At 52.0% G+C, this 18,478-nt stretch carries 16 protein-coding genes and 7 tRNA genes; 16 read left to right on the top strand and 7 right to left on the bottom strand.

The genetic code is table 11. The features are described from left to right. Positions 1-47: 47 nt before the first annotated feature. Together cmpA and H581_RS0128830 are read right to left on the bottom strand one after the other, a co-directional pair. Positions 48-194, bottom strand: a complete 147-nt coding sequence (cmpA, locus tag H581_RS38135; RefSeq protein WP_156889711.1) for a cortex morphogenetic protein CmpA — start codon at positions 192-194, stop codon at positions 48-50. 78 nt (positions 195-272) lie between these two features. Further along, entirely contained in the window at positions 273-635 is a 363-nt protein-coding gene (locus H581_RS0128830) for a hypothetical protein (protein ID WP_029192288.1), read from the bottom strand. A 110-nt stretch (positions 636-745) separates the two neighbouring features. Between H581_RS0128830 and H581_RS0128825 the strand changes: the two genes are divergently transcribed. From H581_RS0128825 to H581_RS0128785, 9 genes are all read left to right on the top strand, one after another. Next, a complete protein-coding gene (locus H581_RS0128825; RefSeq protein ID WP_029192287.1) occupies positions 746-1,222 on the top strand; it encodes a SprT family protein in 477 nt (158 codons plus the stop codon). A 30-nt stretch (positions 1,223-1,252) separates the two neighbouring features. Then, a tRNA-Asn gene (locus tag H581_RS0128820) sits at positions 1,253-1,328 on the top strand. 101 nt (positions 1,329-1,429) lie between these two features. After that, positions 1,430-1,504: transfer RNA gene (locus tag H581_RS0128815), tRNA-Glu, on the top strand. A gap of 46 nt (positions 1,505-1,550) precedes the next feature. Next, positions 1,551-1,626 (top strand) — tRNA-Lys (locus tag H581_RS0128810). 56 nt (positions 1,627-1,682) lie between these two features. Next, positions 1,683-1,768: transfer RNA gene (locus H581_RS0128805), tRNA-Leu, on the top strand. Positions 1,769-1,950: 182 nt separating this feature from the next. Next, positions 1,951-2,268, top strand: a complete 318-nt coding sequence (locus tag H581_RS0128800) for a hypothetical protein (protein ID WP_029192286.1) — start codon at positions 1,951-1,953, stop codon at positions 2,266-2,268. 107 nt (positions 2,269-2,375) lie between these two features. After that, a tRNA-Glu gene (locus H581_RS0128795) sits at positions 2,376-2,447 on the top strand. A gap of 52 nt (positions 2,448-2,499) precedes the next feature. Continuing rightward, a tRNA-Lys gene (locus H581_RS0128790) sits at positions 2,500-2,575 on the top strand. A gap of 56 nt (positions 2,576-2,631) precedes the next feature. Continuing rightward, positions 2,632-2,714 (top strand) — tRNA-Leu (locus tag H581_RS0128785). Positions 2,715-2,926: 212 nt separating this feature from the next. Here H581_RS0128785 and H581_RS0128780 read toward each other — a convergent pair. After that, positions 2,927-3,265 (bottom strand): L,D-transpeptidase, encoded by a 339-nt coding sequence (locus H581_RS0128780; RefSeq protein WP_029192285.1) that lies wholly within the window; start codon positions 3,263-3,265, stop codon positions 2,927-2,929. Between the two features lie 245 nt (positions 3,266-3,510). Between H581_RS0128780 and H581_RS0128775 the strand changes: the two genes are divergently transcribed. Continuing rightward, positions 3,511-4,167, top strand: a complete 657-nt coding sequence (locus H581_RS0128775; protein WP_029192284.1) for a DedA family protein — start codon at positions 3,511-3,513, stop codon at positions 4,165-4,167. Between the two features lie 47 nt (positions 4,168-4,214). Here H581_RS0128775 and uraA read toward each other — a convergent pair whose 3' ends face one another. Continuing rightward, entirely contained in the window at positions 4,215-5,519 is a 1,305-nt protein-coding gene (gene uraA / locus H581_RS0128770; protein ID WP_036720461.1) for a uracil permease, read from the bottom strand. 155 nt (positions 5,520-5,674) lie between these two features. Here uraA and H581_RS0128765 point away from each other — a divergent pair, with 155 nt between their 5' ends. Together H581_RS0128765 and H581_RS0128760 are read left to right on the top strand one after the other, a co-directional pair. Beyond that, on the top strand, positions 5,675-6,103 hold the full coding sequence (locus H581_RS0128765; protein WP_029192282.1) for an NfeD family protein: 429 nt from the start codon (positions 5,675-5,677) through the stop codon (positions 6,101-6,103). Between the two features lie 58 nt (positions 6,104-6,161). Further along, positions 6,162-7,040 carry an SPFH domain-containing protein gene (locus tag H581_RS0128760; RefSeq protein ID WP_051251478.1) on the top strand — a complete coding sequence of 293 codons (879 nt, stop codon included), beginning with the start codon at positions 6,162-6,164 and terminating at the stop codon, positions 7,038-7,040. Between the two features lie 309 nt (positions 7,041-7,349). Here H581_RS0128760 and H581_RS0128755 read toward each other — a convergent pair whose 3' ends face one another. After that, positions 7,350-8,804, bottom strand: coding sequence for an aminotransferase-like domain-containing protein (locus tag H581_RS0128755; RefSeq protein ID WP_029192280.1), 1,455 nt, complete (start codon positions 8,802-8,804; stop codon positions 7,350-7,352). 126 nt (positions 8,805-8,930) lie between these two features. On the opposite strand from H581_RS0128755, the gene H581_RS0128750 reads away from it, so the two are divergent. Further along, on the top strand, positions 8,931-9,539 hold the full coding sequence (locus H581_RS0128750) for a LysE/ArgO family amino acid transporter (RefSeq protein ID WP_029192279.1): 609 nt from the start codon (positions 8,931-8,933) through the stop codon (positions 9,537-9,539). Positions 9,540-9,658: 119 nt separating this feature from the next. Then, positions 9,659-12,703: a carbohydrate-binding protein gene (locus tag H581_RS35695; RefSeq protein WP_342663462.1), complete on the top strand. Its 3,045-nt coding sequence runs from the start codon at positions 9,659-9,661 to the stop codon at positions 12,701-12,703. Between the two features lie 272 nt (positions 12,704-12,975). Here H581_RS35695 and H581_RS35690 read toward each other — a convergent pair whose 3' ends face one another. Both H581_RS35690 and H581_RS0128735 read right to left on the bottom strand, forming a co-directional pair. Next, positions 12,976-14,727, bottom strand: a complete 1,752-nt coding sequence (locus tag H581_RS35690; protein WP_036720459.1) for a sensor histidine kinase — start codon at positions 14,725-14,727, stop codon at positions 12,976-12,978. Between the two features lie 16 nt (positions 14,728-14,743). Continuing rightward, complete coding sequence (locus H581_RS0128735; RefSeq protein ID WP_029192278.1) at positions 14,744-16,321, bottom strand: response regulator transcription factor; 1,578 nt, start codon at positions 16,319-16,321, stop codon at positions 14,744-14,746. A gap of 192 nt (positions 16,322-16,513) precedes the next feature. Between H581_RS0128735 and H581_RS0128730 the strand changes: the two genes are divergently transcribed. Both H581_RS0128730 and H581_RS0128725 read left to right on the top strand, forming a co-directional pair. Continuing rightward, complete coding sequence (locus tag H581_RS0128730; protein WP_029192277.1) at positions 16,514-17,503, top strand: ABC transporter permease; 990 nt, start codon at positions 16,514-16,516, stop codon at positions 17,501-17,503. 26 nt (positions 17,504-17,529) lie between these two features. Beyond that, positions 17,530-18,414, top strand: coding sequence for a carbohydrate ABC transporter permease (locus H581_RS0128725; RefSeq protein ID WP_029192276.1), 885 nt, complete (start codon positions 17,530-17,532; stop codon positions 18,412-18,414). Positions 18,415-18,478 lie beyond the last annotated feature (64 nt).

The following is an 18,478-nucleotide window of genomic DNA, read 5'->3' as shown; positions in this document are numbered from 1 at the left end:
CCTGTCCCTGACAGAGGCCGGTTTTTCTACATATAATTGTATTGAACTCATAATAAAAATTCGGTGCCGTTGCCTTGTTCCTTAGGACCTTGCTTATTACGGTAGAAATACCAGCAATCGTTAAGCAGCTTGATCTGCCGGCGGTCTTTCTTCTGAAAAGCGCGCATCAATTGGTTGCACAACCACTGCGGCATACGCATCGTCCTCCTCCCTGGCCCAACTTGTTGTACTATTACCATATGGGGAAGGGCGAGTGTCCGTGCAGGTCCAAACTATTTGATCCGTTCTTCCTCGTATTCCTCGTACCACTGCTCAAGCTGCGCTTGCAGCGCGCGGATTTCCGTAAGCAGCGAGATCAGCGGATAAGATTTCTCATGAATGCCGGCAAAATCTTTCTCCAGCCCGTTAATATATGCTAGACCGGAAACGATGGAGACCGATGAATCATGCAGATCGACGTCATTGCATTCCGCAACGGCGTAGGGCAGTGCCGGTACTTCGGATGCCGTTAATTTATCGATTTCTTTATGGAGCCGCAAATTTAGCGCGCTTAGCTGGTAAGCATGTGATTCCGGCATTTCGACGAAAAAGATGTTTTCTTTCTGTTTAAATAAAACGTACCGCATAGTAGCCATGACTGGTGATTGTCTCCCCTCGGATTGTTCCGTTACCTCATTAATAATTCCTACTTGACAGTGTAGCCTATCGAGGCTTTAAAATTCAAGTAGTTGGGGGAGAATAATCAATGAATAACGAAGCATTGCAGCAATGGGTCGAACACGTTTCAATCACGTTTTTTGGAAGACCTTTTCTACATCGGGCTACCTTTAACAGCAGACTGAAAGCAACAGGCGGCCGCTATTTCACGGGATCGCATAATATCGAGATCAGCCCGCATCAGCTCGCGGCGTTCGGCCGGGAAGAAACGGAGAAAATCATCAAGCACGAGCTGTGCCATTACCATCTGCACATCTTGAAGCGCGGATACAAGCATCGTGATGCCGATTTCAAGACGCTGCTCGCTCGCGTAGGAGGATCGCGATATTGCCAGACACTGCCGGAACGCGCTCAGCGGAAGGCACAGCCTTATCGCTATAAGCTTACTTGCGGCAAGTGCGGAATGGAATACTTGCGGAAGCGCAAGCTTGACCCCTCAAAATATGCATGCGGCAAATGCCGCGGGAAATTAACGTTGAAAATGCTTGACTTTAAGGCTGAATAATGATAAATTATTAAATGTCACTTTTACTTTTCCCTGATAGCTCAGTTGGTAGAGCACTCGACTGTTAATCGAGTTGTCACAGGTTCGAGTCCTGTTCGGGGAGCCAGATTTGGAGAGATACCCAAGTGGCTCAGGAGCACGATTGGAAATCGTGGAGGCTCTAACCGGGTCTCGAGGGTTCGAATAACTCGGCAACAGAATTGATACGGCCCGTTGGTCAAGGGGTTAAGACACCTCCCTTTCACGGAGGTAACAGGGGTTCGAATCCCCTACGGGTCACCATTTTTTTCTCGGAACAGCCTGTCTGAGCGAAATTCAGTCACAGTAAGAGCCATTAGCTCAGTTGGTAGAGCACCTGACTTTTAATCAGGGTGTCGAAGGTTCGAGTCCTTCATGGCTCACCATTTGCTTCTCCCTCGAAGCGGATGCGAGTGAAGGATGAATCGGTAATTTCAAATGTGCGGTAGTGGTGGAATGGCAGACACGCTATCTTGAGGGGGTAGTGGGCGTACGCCCGTGGAGGTTCGAGTCCTCTCTACCGCACCATAATTTTATTTTTTACCCATGTATATAGGTGAACTTGGAAAGCATAATCCGAAATTTCGCTTTCCTGATATATAATACCACTTTATATTCAGATCATCAGTCTGATTAGAGAGTGGTCTTTTTCGTTATAAGTTGCTCGTACCGCCCAACAGAAGTTTCATTTGAAATAAGGAGCTGTGAATATGAACAAAGTACGTTTGAATTTCACGAACAAGGGACAAGCAGCAATTGGGAAATTTAGCAATGAGGAATTGCTCGAGATTTTCGCGCGATATAGCAATACGTTAATGAAGAAATATTCGATTGAGGTAACCGTGCCGGCCGAAGGCAACGAAGCGATTATCGAAAAAGGCACATTGTCCGTTTATGTAGACAAGGTGGAATGCGACGTCGATACCTTCTTTAAAGAGCTGGGAAGAGACGTTAAGGTGCCGCTGAAGAAAAGACTTACTTCGGATGAGAAATTGGACAATGTCTTTAAGGCGGAAGCCGTTCAATAAGATTTCACGGCAATGAATTTTTTTTGAAATAAGGCTTGTACGAAGACCGGTTAGCTGATATAATCATTTTTGTTGTCTTGAGAATAACTCGGCAACAGAATTGATACGGCCCGTTGGTCAAGGGGTTAAGACACCTCCCTTTCACGGAGGTAACAGGGGTTCGAATCCCCTACGGGTTTTTATATCCTTCTCAGATCGGACAGCTCTCCTGAGCAAGTTCAGTCACAGTGAGAGCCATTAGCTCAGTTGGTAGAGCACCTGACTTTTAATCAGGGTGTCGAAGGTTCGAGTCCTTCATGGCTCACCATTTGCTTCTCCCTCGAAGCGGATGCGAGAATGGAATGACCGGGAATTTTTCAATGTGCGGTAGTGGTGGAATGGCAGACACGCTATCTTGAGGGGGTAGTGGGCGTATGCCCGTGGAGGTTCGAGTCCTCTCTACCGCATACCAATGAATGTCACGGAAACCCTTGTGCAGCATGGGTTTCCTTTTTTGTCGATTAGGAATTTATGAGATTCTCCAATATGGATAAAATATGCGGATTCAGCAGGTAGAAGGGACATCTTGTCGGTAGATCGACGGGATGTCCCTTTTTCCAATTCTAAAATTTTTAAGGATGGCCTGCGGAACAACTCCTTTTATAGATGGATAGACAGGTTAATCCCGGATCGTCACGCGCGTACGAACGGGTACCAGCTTGGAGAGGGCGACAACGTCGTCATTGTACATACGGATGCATCCTTGCGATACCATCCTGCCGATGGAGGAAGGATCGTTCGTGCCGTGAATGCCGTAATGAGGCTTCGACAATCCCATCCAGAAGGCGCCGTAAGGACCGCCGGGATTGTTCTGCTTATTTATGATCGTGAATTCGCCTCTGGGCGTCTGCGTAACCATCTTGCCAATACCGACGGGATAGGAATGTACAACCGTATTGCCATCCAATAGATGCAGCTTACGGTCGGACAGGTCGACGATGATGCGATAGGACGGCATGCTGATTCCACTCCTTTTGCTTTATTTTATGTGGAGGCGAATGAAGATGCGAATAGATGCCGCGGATGCCCACCGATCGGCTGTCCGGCTTTGCCCTTGCCTCCCCCGCCTCTAGTCGTGGCCGAACTTAGACAAATGGCGGGAGCGGGTGACCGACCCGGGACGATTCCGTCTCGCATTGCTTCCATTTATGATAAGAGAGTCGAAGCATTAGACGACCGTAAGCAAATGCGAGGAGCTTAGGAATGAATCTGATCGAGTTGGTTGAGCGTTTATTTGAACAGTACGGCTATTTCGTATTATTGATCGGCCTGCCATTGGATTTTATCGCCCTGCCGATTCCCCCCGGCAACAGCACGCTGACCTTTACCGGGTATTTATCCTATAAAGGCGTCCTGCAGGCGCTGCCCGCTATTGCCATGGCATTTACGGGAGCGGTTGCCGGCGTTACGATAACTTATTTTATTGGCCACAGGCTCGGCATGCCGCTAATCGAAAGGTACGGAAGGTGGCTGTTCCTGAAGCCGTCCGTCGTGGAGAAGACCCGCCAATATTATGACAAATATGGGGATAAGCTGCTTTTGATCGGATTCTTCATCCCGGGCATCGGGCAATTCATCGGGTATTTTATCGGCATTATCCGCGTTCCATTCCGCAGCGTCATAATCTATGCTTATACGGGCGTCGCTTTCTGGGTGATTGCTTTCTTTGGGATCGGATATTTATTCGGGGAGCAGTGGCAGCAGGTATTCGTGCTTGTCGAACGGTATTTAAAGCTGCTGTTTATCGGATCAGGAGGATTGCTGGCCTTGCTTCTCATTTGGAAAATCGTCATGCGAAGGAAGAGACGCGAATCCGGGAGTCAGACACATCCTCCGCACAATAAGAGCGCCAATAAATAAAGGGCGGATCCTCAGGCTCATAAGCCTGGAGGATCCGCCCTTTATGATTAATGTCCCGAAGCCTCTCTGTCGTTGGAGAGCCTGGCTACTTCAAACAGCTTGAACAGCAAGCTGAACATGATCGCGACGACTGTCGCCAGCGCCATGCCGGATAACGAGAAATTGCCGAAATTCAGCTTTACGCCGCTCAGTCCCGTAACAAGTACGATCGTCGTTAAGAACAGGTTGGTCGGCTTGCTGTAATCGACTTTTGACTCAATAAGCATCCGGAAACCGGACGAGGCGATAACGCCGAAGAGGAGCAGGGATACGCCGCCCATAACCGGCTCGGGTATGCTGGAGATGAGCGCGGAAAATTTGCCGGAGAAGGAAAGCAAAATCGCGATGACCGCGGCTCCGCCGATGACGAAAGTGGAATATACCTTCGTAATGGCCAGCACGCCGATATTTTCCCCATAGGTCGTGTTCGGCGTGGAGCCGACGAAGCCTGACAGAATCGTTGAAATCCCGTTGCCAAGCATCGAGCGGTGCAGGCCGGGATCCTTCGACAGATCCTTCTCGACGATATTGCCCGTGACGACGAGGTGACCGATATGTTCGGCGATTACGACAAGCGCAGCCGGCGCAATGGCAATGATCGCGGTCCACTGAAACTCGGGAAAGGTGAACGTCGGCAGCTGTACAAGACCTGACTTGTCCACGCTGCTAAAGTCCGTAAAGCCCATGAAGTATGCCGTGACGTAACCGGTCACGATGCCGAACAGGATCGGGATGATGCGCATAAATCCGCGGAACAGCACGGAGCCCAGTATGGTGACCACAAAGGTGATGGCGGATAACGCAACGATCCCCGGATCCATCGACCAGGTTGCCGCGAGTTCCGGATCCTGAGGCGCGATCCAACCAGCCATCCGGGCCGCTACCGGAATTAGCTCCAGTCCGATGATGGCGACGATGGCGCCCATTGCTGCCGGAGGGAATACGACGTTGACCCAGCCCGTGCCTGCCGCTTGAATGATCAGGGCGACGATCGTGAAAATAACGCCGGCTATAATAAAGCCGCCCAATGCGGCCGCATAATTGCCGCCTCCACCCGCATGAGTGCCGATGACGGCGGACGCTGGCGCGAGAAAAGCAAAGCTGGAGCCGAGGTAAGCAGGTATTTTACCTTTGCAAATCCATAAATAAAGCAGTGTGCCGATCCCGTTCATCAGCAGGCAGATCGCCGGATCGACTCCCAGTATGTTCGGCACGAGTACCGTCGAACCGAACATGGCGAACAGATGCTGAAGGCTAAGCATGAAGCTTTGCCCGAGCGGCGGCCTTTCGTGAACCCCAATTGCGTTTTTCATGATGATGCGCTCCTTCGGTGTAGGTTGTCTATGTAGAACCTTTGTCGATTCTACCTACAACCTTCCCCTTTTGGCAAGTGTTTTCTTATTATGTGATGAAAGCATATCGGCTGCAAGTAAACGAATATAGATAGGAAAAGAAAGGTGGTGACAGCATGGAGCTGTGGGTCATATGGCTCATTCTGGCCGGCCTGCTGATCGTCGTAGAAATGTTAACGCTTACGTTCTACTTGCTGTGGCTTGGGATCGGTGCCGCGGCCGCGGCCGTGATCGATTTCATCTGGCCGGGAGCGCTCGTTCTGGAAATTGCTGTTTGCTGCGTCGTTGTTCTTATTCTAACCCTATTTACCAAACCGCTTACACGGCGGTTTCACTCCGCCCGCGGCTTCAAGGATGCCGTGGATGAGATGGTCGGCAAGCAGGGAGTCGTGCTGGAATCGATTGCCGCTAATGCCCCGGGCATTGTGAAGGTTGGCAATGAAACTTGGAGCGCCGTTTCGGACGGATCGATTGAAACAGGCGAGACGGTAATCGTTGTGAGCCGCGGCAGCGCTGTTTTGCAGGTTCGGAAAAAGGGAGGTTGAACGGGTGGGCGTAATTGTAACGATTATTTTATTGGTGATCGTTGTCGTATTCGTAGCGATGTCGGTCAAGATTGTACCGCAGCAAAGAGTGGGGGTCGTGGAGCGGCTGGGCAAGTTCAACCGGCTGCTGACGCCGGGGATCAACATCCTCATTCCGGTTATCGACCATGTTCGGACGTATCATGATTTGCGCATCCAACAGGCGAATGTCCCGCCGCAGACCGTTATTACGAAGGATAATGTGCAGGTGAAGATCGATACGATTATTTTTTATCAGGTGACCGGTCCGGATCAGGCTACGTACGGCATTTCGGATTACGTATACGGGGTTCGCAATATCAGTACCGCAACGATGCGCCAAATTATCGGTAAAATGGAGCTGGACGAAACGCTTTCCGGCCGCGAGAAAATTTCGACGGACATCCGTATCGCGCTTGACGAAGCGACGGAGAAGTGGGGGGTTAGAATCGAGCGGGTCGAAGTCATCGATATTCAGCCGCCGACCGACATTCAGGACGCGATGGATAAGCAGATGAAGGCGGAGCGCAGCAAGCGCGCGATTGTACTTGAGGCGGAAGCGGCCAAGCAGGACATGATTCTGCGGGCGGAAGGCGATAAGCAGAGCAAAATTTTGAAGGCGGAGGGCGACAAGGAAGCGCGCATCCGCCAGGCGGAAGGGCTGCGCGAGGCGCAGGTGCTGGAGGCGCAGGGCGAAGCTAAGGCGATTTCGTCTGTTGCCGAGGCGGAGAAGAATCGGATCGAGCTCATTCGCTCGGCCGGCTTGGACGATATGGTGCTGACTTACCGTTCGCTAGAGGCGCTGACCGATATATCGAAAGGCGCGGCTAACAAAGTCTTCATCCCGACGCGCGCCGTCGATACGCTTGGCAGCATCGGAGCGATCGGCGATATGCTTAAAGCGGGGAAAGGCGATTAACGGCAGGCTGCCTCCGCAAATCCAAGAGCTGTCTCAAAAGGTCATGGAGTGGTCTGAGAGACGGCTCTGCCGGCCTGCCATGCAATAACGACTAAGCCTATACTGGATTTCGTACAGAAACTTTCGAGCATCACATCCTATATTCAGCCTATCCAGTATTTTCAGCAGTCATTTTTCCCGTTTGAGGACTCATACTCGGATATGAGGCTTTTTCCGCTGGATGAAATCCAGTATAGCCACCCCATGTGACGAAAACCCGCTCTTACGCTGGATGAATTCCAGTATAGGCATGCGGCTAAGGGCTTAAAGTTACTTTCGAACTGCAGCTAATTCTTTCACCAATTCAGCGAGCTTCGATAGTCCCCATTCGAGTTCACTCTGCTTGGCGTACGTATAGGAAATACGCAAGCAGTCCCCCGCGTTACGATCATAGATGGTCCCCGGATTTAACAAAATGCCTGCTTTCATCGCGCGCTCAAACAACGTTTGCATCGGGACCTCCACCGTTAAGCGAAGCCAAATGTAGAAGCCTCCCGAAGGGACCGTCCATGAGGCCAGCTCCGACATAAACGTCTGCAGCAGCTGTACGGTCAGATCCCGCCTATTCTTAAGCTGCGCCCGGATCTTAATTAAATGCTCACGGTACAGCCCGGTTCCCAGCCATTCGGACGCCGCCCACTGGGATAACGAGCTGGAGCCGTAGTCATGCTGCATTTTGATATCGGCTAACCGGTCGATAACCGGCTCCGGAGCGACGACAAAGCCGATTCTTAGTCCCGGGCTTAACGTTTTCGAGAAGCTGCCCAAGTACAGCACCAAAGCGTTCGGATCCCTTGCCTTTAACGGCAGAGGCGGAGGCGAGTCGAACCACAGCTCCCCGTACGCGTCATCTTCGATGATCGGAAGCCCTTCCTCCGCGCATACCTTCATCAGCTCTTGGCGTCGCGGCTCCGGCATCAGCAAGCCGGTAGGGTTGTGAAAAGTAGGGATGGTATAGAGCAGCGAAGCGTTATACCCCCGCTTATAACGGCTGATCAGATTTGTCCGAATGCCTTCTTCATTCATCGGCACACCGATAAACCGCATGGCGTTCGATTGAAACACATGTACGGAATAGAGATAAGAAGGCTTCTCTACGAGAATGGACGAGCCTTTCTCCAGTAATCCCATCGAGATGAGCTGCAAGCCTTGAAGGCTGCCGGACACAACCAGTATGTTGGAGGAGGACGTCTGAATGCCCCTTCCCCGCAAGTGCTCCGCTATCTTTGTTCGCAAATACAAGCTTCCCTTCGGCTCTTCGTAGCCAAGCGAGAAGGGATTCACGGAGCCGTTATCAAAAATCCTCCTCATCTGCCCGGACGGAAGCAGCTCGGGCGAAAGCTCCCCGGTTCCAAGCCGGATCATTCCTTCCTGGAATTCCGCGCGGTTAATGTGCTGAACGGCCGGTTGGTTCGGGTAATACGTACCCGCCTGCACATACGCGCTCCAGTCCGGGGGAGGCGATGCGGCCAGCAGGCTCCAAGCGTTGTTGATGACCTTGGTCCCGGCCTTGCCGTTGCCTTCCAGCAGACCTTCGGCTATCAGATCGCTTAATGCGCTTACGATCGTGCTGCGATTCACTTGAAAGCGTTCAGCCAACGTGCGCTGCGATGGGATTTTCGTTCCTACCGTCCATTCGCCCAGCGCGATTTTGTTTCTCAAAAAGTCTCTTATCTGTCTATATAACGGAGCTTCGGACGTGTCGTCCGGTTTCCAGTCGATCATCAGATCCTCTCCTAACAGCTATACTATAACATTTGGTTGGGCAGCAGACCAACCGTTTGGATGGAGACGTAAGCGAGGAGCGGCTTATACTGGAGAGGTGAAGACGCATAGATGGAGGAGATCGTTTTGCTAGACATTATCGTACATGGACTCATTTTAGGTTTTGGACTCATTTTGCCCGTAGGGGTTCAAAATATGTTCGTATTTAACCAAGGCGCGAACCAGCCGTCTTACTTGAGGGCGCTGCCGGTCGTCCTTACGGCATCGGTCTGCGATACGCTTCTCATTCTAGCGGCGGTGCTCGGCGTATCCGTTGCGGTGTTAGCCTTCTCTTGGCTGCAGGTCCTCCTGTATGGATTCGGATTTTTCTTTCTTCTGTATATGGGATGGTCGCTCTGGCGGAGTAAGCCAGGCAGTGACGCGTCGCAACGGGTAAAAGAACCGCGAAAGCAGATTTTATTCGCCGCCACCGTATCGTTATTAAATCCGCACGCCATCATGGATACGATCGGGGTTATCGGAATAAATTCCTTAAACTATGCCGGAGGGGAGAGATGGCTGTTCACGATCAGCGTCATGCTGGTCTCCTGGCTCTGGTTCTTCGGACTGGCTTTCGCAGGATTCCGCATCGGGAGAAGAGATGCTCATGGCCGGTTCATATCCCGGTTAAACAAGGTGTCCGCCTGTATGATATGGGGAATGGCCGCCTATATGGCAATCCGGTTCGCAGAATAGAAACTCAGTTGATTTCGGGTATGAATCGTTACATTTTTGGCTGGTATAACCAGCTTCTCCCCTATAAACTTGTGGAAGAAAGCGCTTTATCACCATTAGGGACAGAGGAGGAAATGATGTTGGGAAACAAGAAGTTCGGCAAAAGCGTAATGGTCGTCTTAACGATGCTGCTGCTGCAGACGGCTGTAAGCGCATCGATGGCGCTGGCTGGGGAGCAGACGGTGATCGCGGAGGCGACCGTTTATTCGTTCGAGGCGGAGGCGGCCGTAAACCAGTTAAGCGGCAAAGCGGTCGTCAAAGACTGCGATTCTGCCGTCGGCTGCTCAGGCAATAAGCTGGTCGGCGACCTGTGGGGCGGATCGGGTCTGCAGTTCAATGCGGTCATTGTTCCGGCCGACGGCGTGTACGTCATGAAGGTGCATTATATTTCAGGCGATCCCAGATCCTTCGCGGTCAGCGTAAACGGCGGCGCGGGCGATCATTACGATCTGCCGAAAACGGCGGATTGGAATACGCTAGGAACGTATGAGATCGAGCTGCGGCTGCAGCAGGGAGACAATACGATCCGGCTGGATGACGAAGGCGGATATTCGCCTGATATCGATAAAATCGAGCTGCGCGTATCCGATGGCGGAACGGGCACGGATCCGGGTGGAGAGATGCCTGGCGAAGGACAAACCTATGAAGCGGAAGCTGCGGAAAATACGCTGACGGGCCATTCGGCGGTAAAAGCATGCAAAGCGGAAACAGGCTGCTCGGGCGGCCGGAAGGTCGGCGACCTGTGGGGCGGTTCAACGCTGCAATTCAATCAAGTGAGTGTTCCTGCCGCAGGCATCTATACGATGAAGCTTTCGTATATTTCCGGCGATCCGCGTCCCGTGACGATCCGGGTGAACGACGGCGAGCCGGAAACATATACGCCGCCGCAAACCGCTAGCTGGGATACGCTTGGCGAGTTCAGCCTTGAGCTTCAGCTCCAGGAAGGCGATAATACGATAACCTTTGACGATAACGGCGGCTGGTCGCCGGACATCGACAAGATTGAAATCATTGCCGCGGAGCAGCCTGACGACGATACGGGCAACGTCGATGAAATTGGAAATATCGGCGCTATGGCGGATTCCGCTAAATACGGGGAAATCGCGGTTGCCATGCACGAGAAAGGCCTGACCATATCCAATGGCTCATACAAATTAATTTACAATACGGACCTCGGTCTGGCTGCATATAACTGGAACGGCAAGACATCAGCCAAAGGAATATACAGCAGCGTTAAGCTTGACGACGGCCGGCTGCTCGACAGCCGCAAGTACGCCGAGCGCGGTTTTGAATGGAGCAGCGTGGAGCAAGTGAAGGACGGTCACGGCAATGGCATTAAAGTGACGATCGAGAATAAGCAAACCGGCTTGCCGACCATGAAGCAAATCTATCATATTTATGACGGGCTGCCTTATTTCCTGGTCAGCCAGCAGGTACAGAGCGATAGCACGATCAGTTCGAATGAAATGGCGCCGCTTGTTCTGAATGCGAAGGGCGGCATCGATATCGGAAGCTATTCCGACAATAGAGTGCTGGTTGCGCCGTTCGACAACGATATGTGGTCGAGATATCAAGCGCGCACGATCAATACCAGCCTGAATACGAACAATTATATAAGCTCCGAGCTGACGGCTATTTACGATAACGGCAGCCGGAACGGTCTGGTCATCGGATCGGTAACGCATGATACATGGAAAACCGGCATTTATTGGAGCGGATCGGACGACCGCTTGAATAAGCTGAAGGTATACGGAGGCTTCTCTTCGCAGACGTCGACGCACGATACGGTTGCGCATGGCCAAGTAACGGGTACGACGCTGACATCGCCGCAAATTTTCGTCGGCTATTACGCGGATTACCGCGACGGTCTGGAAGGCTTCGGCATGGCGAATGCGGCAGTTGCTCCGCCTCTTGCGTTCGAGAAGGGAGTTCCGCAGGGAGTGCCGGTCGGCTGGAACAGCTGGGGCGCTTACGACAGCGGATTGAGCTACGATAAGGTCGTGGACGTGTCCAATTTCTTCAAGGAGAATTTACAGAAGACCTTCGCCAATAAAGGCAATGTGTATATCAATATGGACTCCTACTGGGATAATCTCACCGAGCAGCAGCTGAAGGATGCGGTGTCGGTCATTCATAAGAACGGGCAAAGAGCCGGCATTTACTATGGACCGTTCGTTTACTGGGGAGATAACATGGAGCAAGCCGTAGAAGGCACGGACGGCAAGTATACGTACGGCGATATTATTTTGCGCGACCCGGAGGGCAACCCGCTGCCGAAGGTGGACGGCGCTTACGCGGTCGATCCGACCCATCCGGGCTCCAAGCAGCGCGTGGAATACTATTTCAACCGTTTCCTTGATTACGGCTTCGAATATATAAAGATCGACTTCCTGAGCCATGGCTCCTTCGAAGGTGTACATTATGATCCGAAGGCGCAGACGGGCATTCAGGCTTATAACCAGGGAATGGCGCATATCAACGACGTGCTGGACGGCAAAATGTTCATCAGCGCATCGATCGCGCCGTTATTCCCGAGCCAATACGCCCACGCAAGAAGAATCTCCTGCGATATTGACGGGACGCTTGGCAAGACGGAATATCAATTGAACAATCTGACATACGGCTGGTGGCAGAACGGAACGATTTACCCGTATACGGACCCGGATTATATGACGCTGGCCAAAGGCGGCTCTCTGGCTGCCGCGCAGACGAGGGTCAATTCCGCCGCTATTTCCGGCACTGTATTCATGAATTCCGACGATGTCCGCGATCCCGCGGCGCAGGAGTTAATGAAGAAGCTTCTGACCAATAAGCAGGTTAATGGAGTTGCATGGAAAGGCGAGGCGTTTCGCCCGGTTGAAGGCAATACGGGGACGGGAGCGGCGGATCTATTCATCCTGCAGGATAAGAAGAATTATTACTTGGCCGTATTTAATTACACGAACGAAAGCGTAACGAAGACGGTCGATTTGGAGCGGGCCGGCATTCCGGGCGCGTCCGAAGTAACGTTAACCGACTTGTGGACGAATACGTCCGGAAAGGCCAAAGGACAATTAACGGTTAACCTGGAAGGCGCGCAATCGATGCTTTACAAAATAACAGCGATGCCTGGCGGCGAAAAATAACCTAACAAAGCAGGAGGCTGTCCCGCAAGGTCATTGACCCTAAGAGACAGCCTCCTTACATTGGGATAAACCCCTTCTAATTTACACAGAAGCTCGTGTTTATTAACAAATAACGGGAATGCCCGGTGTTAATTGCGCGGGTTAATGTTTTCCCGTTAGCCAACCATGCATCTATTATGCTGCACTATAGAGCATGAAAGTTAATCCGGTCTTTCATAGCAGATTGATCAATCAAGCTGCCTGGCTTCAAACTCGGTTCAAAGGCTGCTGGTTTATCTGCCGGGAATCCGGATCGTCACCGTCGTTCCGATTCCGAGCCTGCTGTATACCGAAACGCCGTAGGAATCGCCGAACATCAGTTTAATGCGGTTGTCGACGTTGCGGATTCCGTAGCCCGATAAGGCGCTGCCGCTCTCCGGAAGCTCGCGGTTGCCGCACCCCCGTATCCCCATGCCGTCATCAATAACCTTGAGCACGATGTCAGGTCCTTCGCGGTTCGCTTTAATCATGATATGAATGCCACGTTTGTCGTCCCAAATCGCATGATTGATACAGTTTTCCACGAACGGCTGCAGCGTCAGCTTCACGATCGGGCACGGCAGCACCGATTCATCGATCTGGTAATGCACGCGCAGAAGCTCGGAGAATCTCACCTGCTGGATCGCAACGTAATAACGGGTGAGCTGCAGTTCTTCATTAATGGAGATTTGACTCTTGCCTTTGTTGAGCGATATTCGATAAAACTTGGCAAGATCGGTCACCATTTTGTTCATTCGCGGGTCCGAGTTGCGAATGGCAAGCGATGAAATGGAAGCGAGCGTATTATACAGAAAATGCGGATTAATTTGAGCCTGCAGCGCATTCATCTCTGCTTCCTTCTTATCGATTTCTTTCTTGTAGACGTCGGATATCAAGCTGCTCAGCCTGCCGGTCATTTTGCGGAGCACATTGCCGAGCTGGCCGATCTCGTCGCGCCCCAGCGGCCGGATATCCACGAGCTCGAATTCCTCCCGCTCGATCCGGCGTATCATGCCGACCAAATATTCCACCCGCTTGGTGAACAGCCTCGCGGTCGTGTAAATGAGCAATGCCATCACGCCCAGGCTGATCAGCGCGAATATCAGGGTCTGCTTGGCCGTATTATTCGCTTTGGACAGGAAGCTGTTGTACGGCACGAGCGAGACGCTCTTCCAGCCGTATTTGGTCGTATTGTAGACCACGAGCATTTCCTCGCCGTTGTACATGCTGTCGAACCGGCCTTGCCCGCCGCCCGGGAAGTCATCCGGCACATACTGCGTAAGCGGACGGTTCAGCATGCTTTTGTCCTTCGCTGACATAATAAGTCCTTGCTCGTTCACGATAATTACCGTTTTATCGAACGATTCCTTCTCCATCAGCCGGAATATATCCGATTCCAAAATGTTGATCGTCAGAATGCCGTAGGTGTTGTTAATATTGCTGATATTTAGCATGCGGGCCAGCGTGAACATGGGCGGCTGATCCGGTACGGGCGGCGTCGTAACAAATCGGACGTTGCCGTAGGAGTCCAGCAGCGATTGATAAGTAAGCGACTGCTTAAATTTCTCGTCAATCCGTTTCACAAAAAAATCGTCCGCGGGAAGCGAATCATTATTCACGTAAATCGACATGCTGTGAATGTCCGGATTGGTCGTCAGCATGTTCACAAAGGTGTTATTAATATATTTATAAGCATCGACGAACAGGATGGGCTCCTCCGAATAGTTATTCGTCAAGTAAGCCCGCAGATTACTGTCCAAATAAAGCGTAGCCGACAGCTTCGTATACGTATCCAGCTTGTTCTCCAGGTTCGAATTCACTTGCGCGGTCGACGAGACGGTGTTGGTATACATTTGGTCGGACAGCTCGCTCTTAATCGTCTCGTAGGAATACCATACGAAAAATAGTAACGGGAAGATCGCGCCGAGCAGAAACATCAGGAACAGCTTCTCACGGAGCCGCAAGTTGTTAATAGGCCTCGTCAGCCAGCCTGTCAGCCTTCTCATCGTTGTTCACTCCAGCCTATAAATACATTTTCCGGTATTCGTTCGGGGTGCTGCCTCTGTGCTTATGAAAGACGGAACAAAAGTAAGAGACGTTCTCGTAACCGACGTGATGGGCGATCTCGCGCACCTTGAGCGACTTGTCCTTCAGCAGCTCGGCTGCCCGGCTCATCCGAACCTTCGTTAAATAATCGAGGATCGTCTCGCCCGTCTTCTCCTTGAAGATCGACCGGATATAGTTGGGGGAAAGGTAGACTTCCTTGGCGATATCCTCTACCGTAAGCGGCAGATGGTGGCGGTCATGGATCAGCTTCGCGATTTGTTCGGCGACCGCCTGGTTGCGGTCAACTTCCCGCTCGCTTGCCGCCCCCAGCATCACTCTGCAGAAATCCGCGACGTACGCCTGGATATGGGAGAAGGTCTTCATCGAAGATACTTCCTTCCAGTGATCGACATGCAGCAAATCCTTCAGAGAGCCCGCCAGAAAGGAGGAGAAATGCTGCTCCAGGGAAGTCAGCAGGCGGATGACCGCACGCACGGCGAAGTTCCTTTCAATCCGCTCTTCCCGCAGAAGGGAGAACCAGATATTCAACTGCTCCTCCGCTAGCGTGGAATCGCCTGTCTGGATGGCTGCGGTCAGCTTCGCGGTTAACTGCTCCGTATCAATATCCTTCTGGACCGTCGGCTGGAGATGCCCGGGGACGATCACGGCGCCGCCAAGCCGGTACAGCTTCTCTTCATTGCAAGCCAATGACTCCAAATAAGCATCCCGCAGCAGATGAAAGCCCTTATGCGGCGAGGACAAGCCGACGGTTACGGGCGCAGCCGCAGCTGCAGATGCCTGCTCCTGGAACGGCTCCCACAATTCGGCTGACCAACCGGGAATCTCGCGTTCGCTCTTCCATTGAAACACGATCAATAGCGCCTGCGGCCCTGTTTCAACGATAATGCTCGTATCCAGCAGCCGCCCCGCCAGCCTGCGGACGGACTCGATCCGATCGGCATCGTCGAGTCCGGACGGAAGCGGGTTCCCGCCGGGGGCGGCCGGCTGCATGTCGAACGTGACGTAAGCGGCGGCATACTCCTTATTAGGGGCGAAATCAGGCGCGCTAAGCTCCCATTGCTTGACCCACTGCATGCGCCTGTCCGCGTTCGCTTCCCGTAGGATGCGCATGATCAGCTTCTCCCGCATCCAATCTCCGCTTTGGTCGGCTAACTGCTCCTCCTCGCATTTCTTCTTGACCTTATCCATCAGAGCGATGAGCTCCTCCATATCGATCGGCTTCAGCAAGTAGCCGGCCGCTTCGATATTAAGAGCCGCTTTAATATATTGAAATTCGTTATGGCCGCTCAAATAAATGATTTTGACGTTCCGGTCGATTTGCTTCGCCCGCCGGCCGAATTCGAGACCGTCCATAATCGGCATGCGGACGTCCGTCAATATCATATCCGGCTTGAGCTCAGCCAGCAAACCAAGCGCTTCCTTGCCGTTGCGCGCCGTACCGGCTACCGATATGCCAATTTGCTCCCACGGGACGTAATGCTCAATCGTCTCAAGCTCAAGCGCCTCGTCATCCACCAGCAAAATACTGTACATGTCTGCTCCCACCCTTTGACGACAGATCTGTCTTGTTATCCCTAGTTTATCTTCTATAACGTTTTTCAACAATGGAACGGAAAGAAGAGTGTCGGTTTGAGGCACGAATCGGTGAATGCTTATATAGAATGGCGCTCCGGCCGGGCCTATAATGAAGGCACAAAGCAACGATAGATTAGCAGGAGGTTGCATATGGAAACAGCAATGAACGCGGAAACGGGGCAACCCGGATTGCCGAAGAAGAGGCCGGTCAAGAGCAAAACAAACGTATGGGGCAGAATGAAGAGCCAGCGCCTGTTGTTTCTTCTCATGCTTCCGGCGCTTGCAATCACCCTATTATTTTCTTATGTGCCGATGTTCGGCCTGTACATGGCGTTCGTTCATTATTCGCCGGGAGGCGGCCCGTTTTTCTCGCAGTTTTTCACGGCGAAATTCGTTGGATTCGAATGGTTCTCTTATTTTTTTAACAACGGCGATTTCTACATGATCATGCGCAACACGCTGGCGCAAAGCTTTCTGTCGCTGCTGTTCGGATTCCCGATGCCGATCATCCTCGCGCTGATGATTAACGAGCTGCGCAACGGCTGGTTCAAGCGGACATTTCAGACCGTATCGTACATGCCGCATTTTATCTCATGGGTTATTGCCGCAAACATTATTATTACGGTGCTTTCCTCAGGCGGCGTAATCAACAACATGCTGACGGGGCTTGGCTTCATCGACGAGCCGATTCAATTCATGCAGAAAGGGCCGCTGTTCTGGTGGATTATCGCCTTCTCGAATACGTGGAAGGATATGGGATTTAACGCCATTATGTATTTGGCCGCGATCTCCGCCATTAATCCCGAGTTATATGAGGTAGCCAAAGTAGACGGCGCAAGCCGGCTGAAGCAGATGCTTCACATTACGCTTCCTTCGATTAAGCCGACGATTATCATTCTGGCGATACTAGCCGTCGGCGGCATCCTGAATGCGGGCTTCGATCAGCAGTATCTGCTGCAAAATAATACGGTGCTTCAATATTCGGAAGTTATCGACACGTACACGTATAAGTACGGCTTGCAGAACGGGATGTTCTCCTACGGCGCGGCTGTCGGTCTGTTCAAATCGCTTGTCGCCTTCATTCTTGTCATAAGCGTCAATACGATGGCCAAAAAAATGAACGAGCAGTCGCTGTTCTAGCATACCGGGGAGGAGCCAGAATCATAATGAAATCCAAAAATGATTTTCTGTTTATGTCAGTCGTTTATCTGTTCATCATTGCCGTATTTATCGTAACCTTCTATCCGTTCTGGAACATTTTCATTATTTCACTTAACAGCGCGGAGGATACGCTTCGCGGCAATTTGTACCTGTGGCCGAGAGATTTCAGCCTGTCGAGCTATCGGCAGATTCTGACCGACAGCGAGATTTGGTCGGCGATCAAGGTGACGGTGCTGCGGACGCTGATCGGCACGCCGCTGGCCGTCATGGTCATCAGCATGCTGGCGTACTCGCTCAGCAAGAAGGAGCTGGTCGGAAACCGCGCGTGGACGCTGTACTTCGTGTTCACGATGTATTTTGGCGGCGGCTTGATTCCATATTATATGGTGCTGAAGAGCCTTCACCTTATCGACAGCTTCATGGTCTTTATCCTGCCAAGCATGATGAACGTGTTCTATATGATTATCGTCCGGACGTTTATGCAGGGACTGCCCCAGGAGCTGGACGAGTCGGCGAAGATCGACGGGGCCAACTACCTGCAAATTTTCTTCCGGATCATCCTTCCGCTTACGACGCCGGTGCTCGCAACGATCGGGTTGTTCACGGCCATTATGCACTGGAACTCGTGGTTCGATTCCTACGTGTTCACGTATAAGGCCGATTTGAAGACGCTGCAGGCGGTATTGGTCAAAATTTTGAACCAGTACCAGACCGGTTCCATGGTGAGCGAAGCGCAGCAGCTGGCTAACTCTTCGAAGCGGCTGGCCGTATCGCCGGATACGATCCGGATGGCGGCGACGATGGTGGCGACGCTGCCGATCGTAATGGTCTATCCGTTCCTGCAGAAGTATTTCGTGAAGGGCATGACGCTGGGCGCGGTCAAGAGCTAAGACGGGGAATTATGACGGGAGGTGATGCGGAATTACGGGATTTTTTGCAAGCTGCAACGGTCAT

It is taken from the genome of Paenibacillus harenae DSM 16969, assembly GCF_000422465.1.
In the GTDB taxonomy this organism is placed as follows: Bacteria; Bacillota; Bacilli; order Paenibacillales; family Paenibacillaceae; genus Pristimantibacillus; species Pristimantibacillus harenae.
Note: the sequence above shows the minus strand (reverse complement) of the source record. Positions and strands in the feature narration are given on the sequence as shown.

What these genes read in the sequence shown, in the direction of transcription:
- cmpA (WP_156889711.1), bottom strand. Translation starts at nt 194, where the DNA reads ATGCCGCAGTGGTTGTGCAACCAATTGATGCGCGCTTTTCAGAAGAAA.
- H581_RS0128830 (WP_029192288.1), bottom strand. Translation starts at nt 635, where the DNA reads ATGGCTACTATGCGGTACGTTTTATTTAAACAGAAAGAAAACATCTTT.
- H581_RS0128825 (WP_029192287.1), top strand. Translation starts at nt 746, where the DNA reads ATGAATAACGAAGCATTGCAGCAATGGGTCGAACACGTTTCAATCACG.
- H581_RS0128800 (WP_029192286.1), top strand. Translation starts at nt 1,951, where the DNA reads ATGAACAAAGTACGTTTGAATTTCACGAACAAGGGACAAGCAGCAATT.
- H581_RS0128780 (WP_029192285.1), bottom strand. Translation starts at nt 3,265, where the DNA reads ATGCCGTCCTATCGCATCATCGTCGACCTGTCCGACCGTAAGCTGCAT.
- H581_RS0128775 (WP_029192284.1), top strand. Translation starts at nt 3,511, where the DNA reads ATGAATCTGATCGAGTTGGTTGAGCGTTTATTTGAACAGTACGGCTAT.
- uraA (WP_036720461.1), bottom strand. Translation starts at nt 5,519, where the DNA reads ATGAAAAACGCAATTGGGGTTCACGAAAGGCCGCCGCTCGGGCAAAGC.
- H581_RS0128765 (WP_029192282.1), top strand. Translation starts at nt 5,675, where the DNA reads ATGGAGCTGTGGGTCATATGGCTCATTCTGGCCGGCCTGCTGATCGTC.
- H581_RS0128760 (WP_051251478.1), top strand. Translation starts at nt 6,162, where the DNA reads ATGTCGGTCAAGATTGTACCGCAGCAAAGAGTGGGGGTCGTGGAGCGG.
- H581_RS0128755 (WP_029192280.1), bottom strand. Translation starts at nt 8,804, where the DNA reads ATGATCGACTGGAAACCGGACGACACGTCCGAAGCTCCGTTATATAGA.
- H581_RS35690 (WP_036720459.1), bottom strand. Translation starts at nt 14,727, where the DNA reads ATGAGAAGGCTGACAGGCTGGCTGACGAGGCCTATTAACAACTTGCGG.
- H581_RS0128735 (WP_029192278.1), bottom strand. Translation starts at nt 16,321, where the DNA reads ATGTACAGTATTTTGCTGGTGGATGACGAGGCGCTTGAGCTTGAGACG.
- H581_RS0128730 (WP_029192277.1), top strand. Translation starts at nt 16,514, where the DNA reads ATGGAAACAGCAATGAACGCGGAAACGGGGCAACCCGGATTGCCGAAG.
- H581_RS0128725 (WP_029192276.1), top strand. Translation starts at nt 17,530, where the DNA reads ATGAAATCCAAAAATGATTTTCTGTTTATGTCAGTCGTTTATCTGTTC.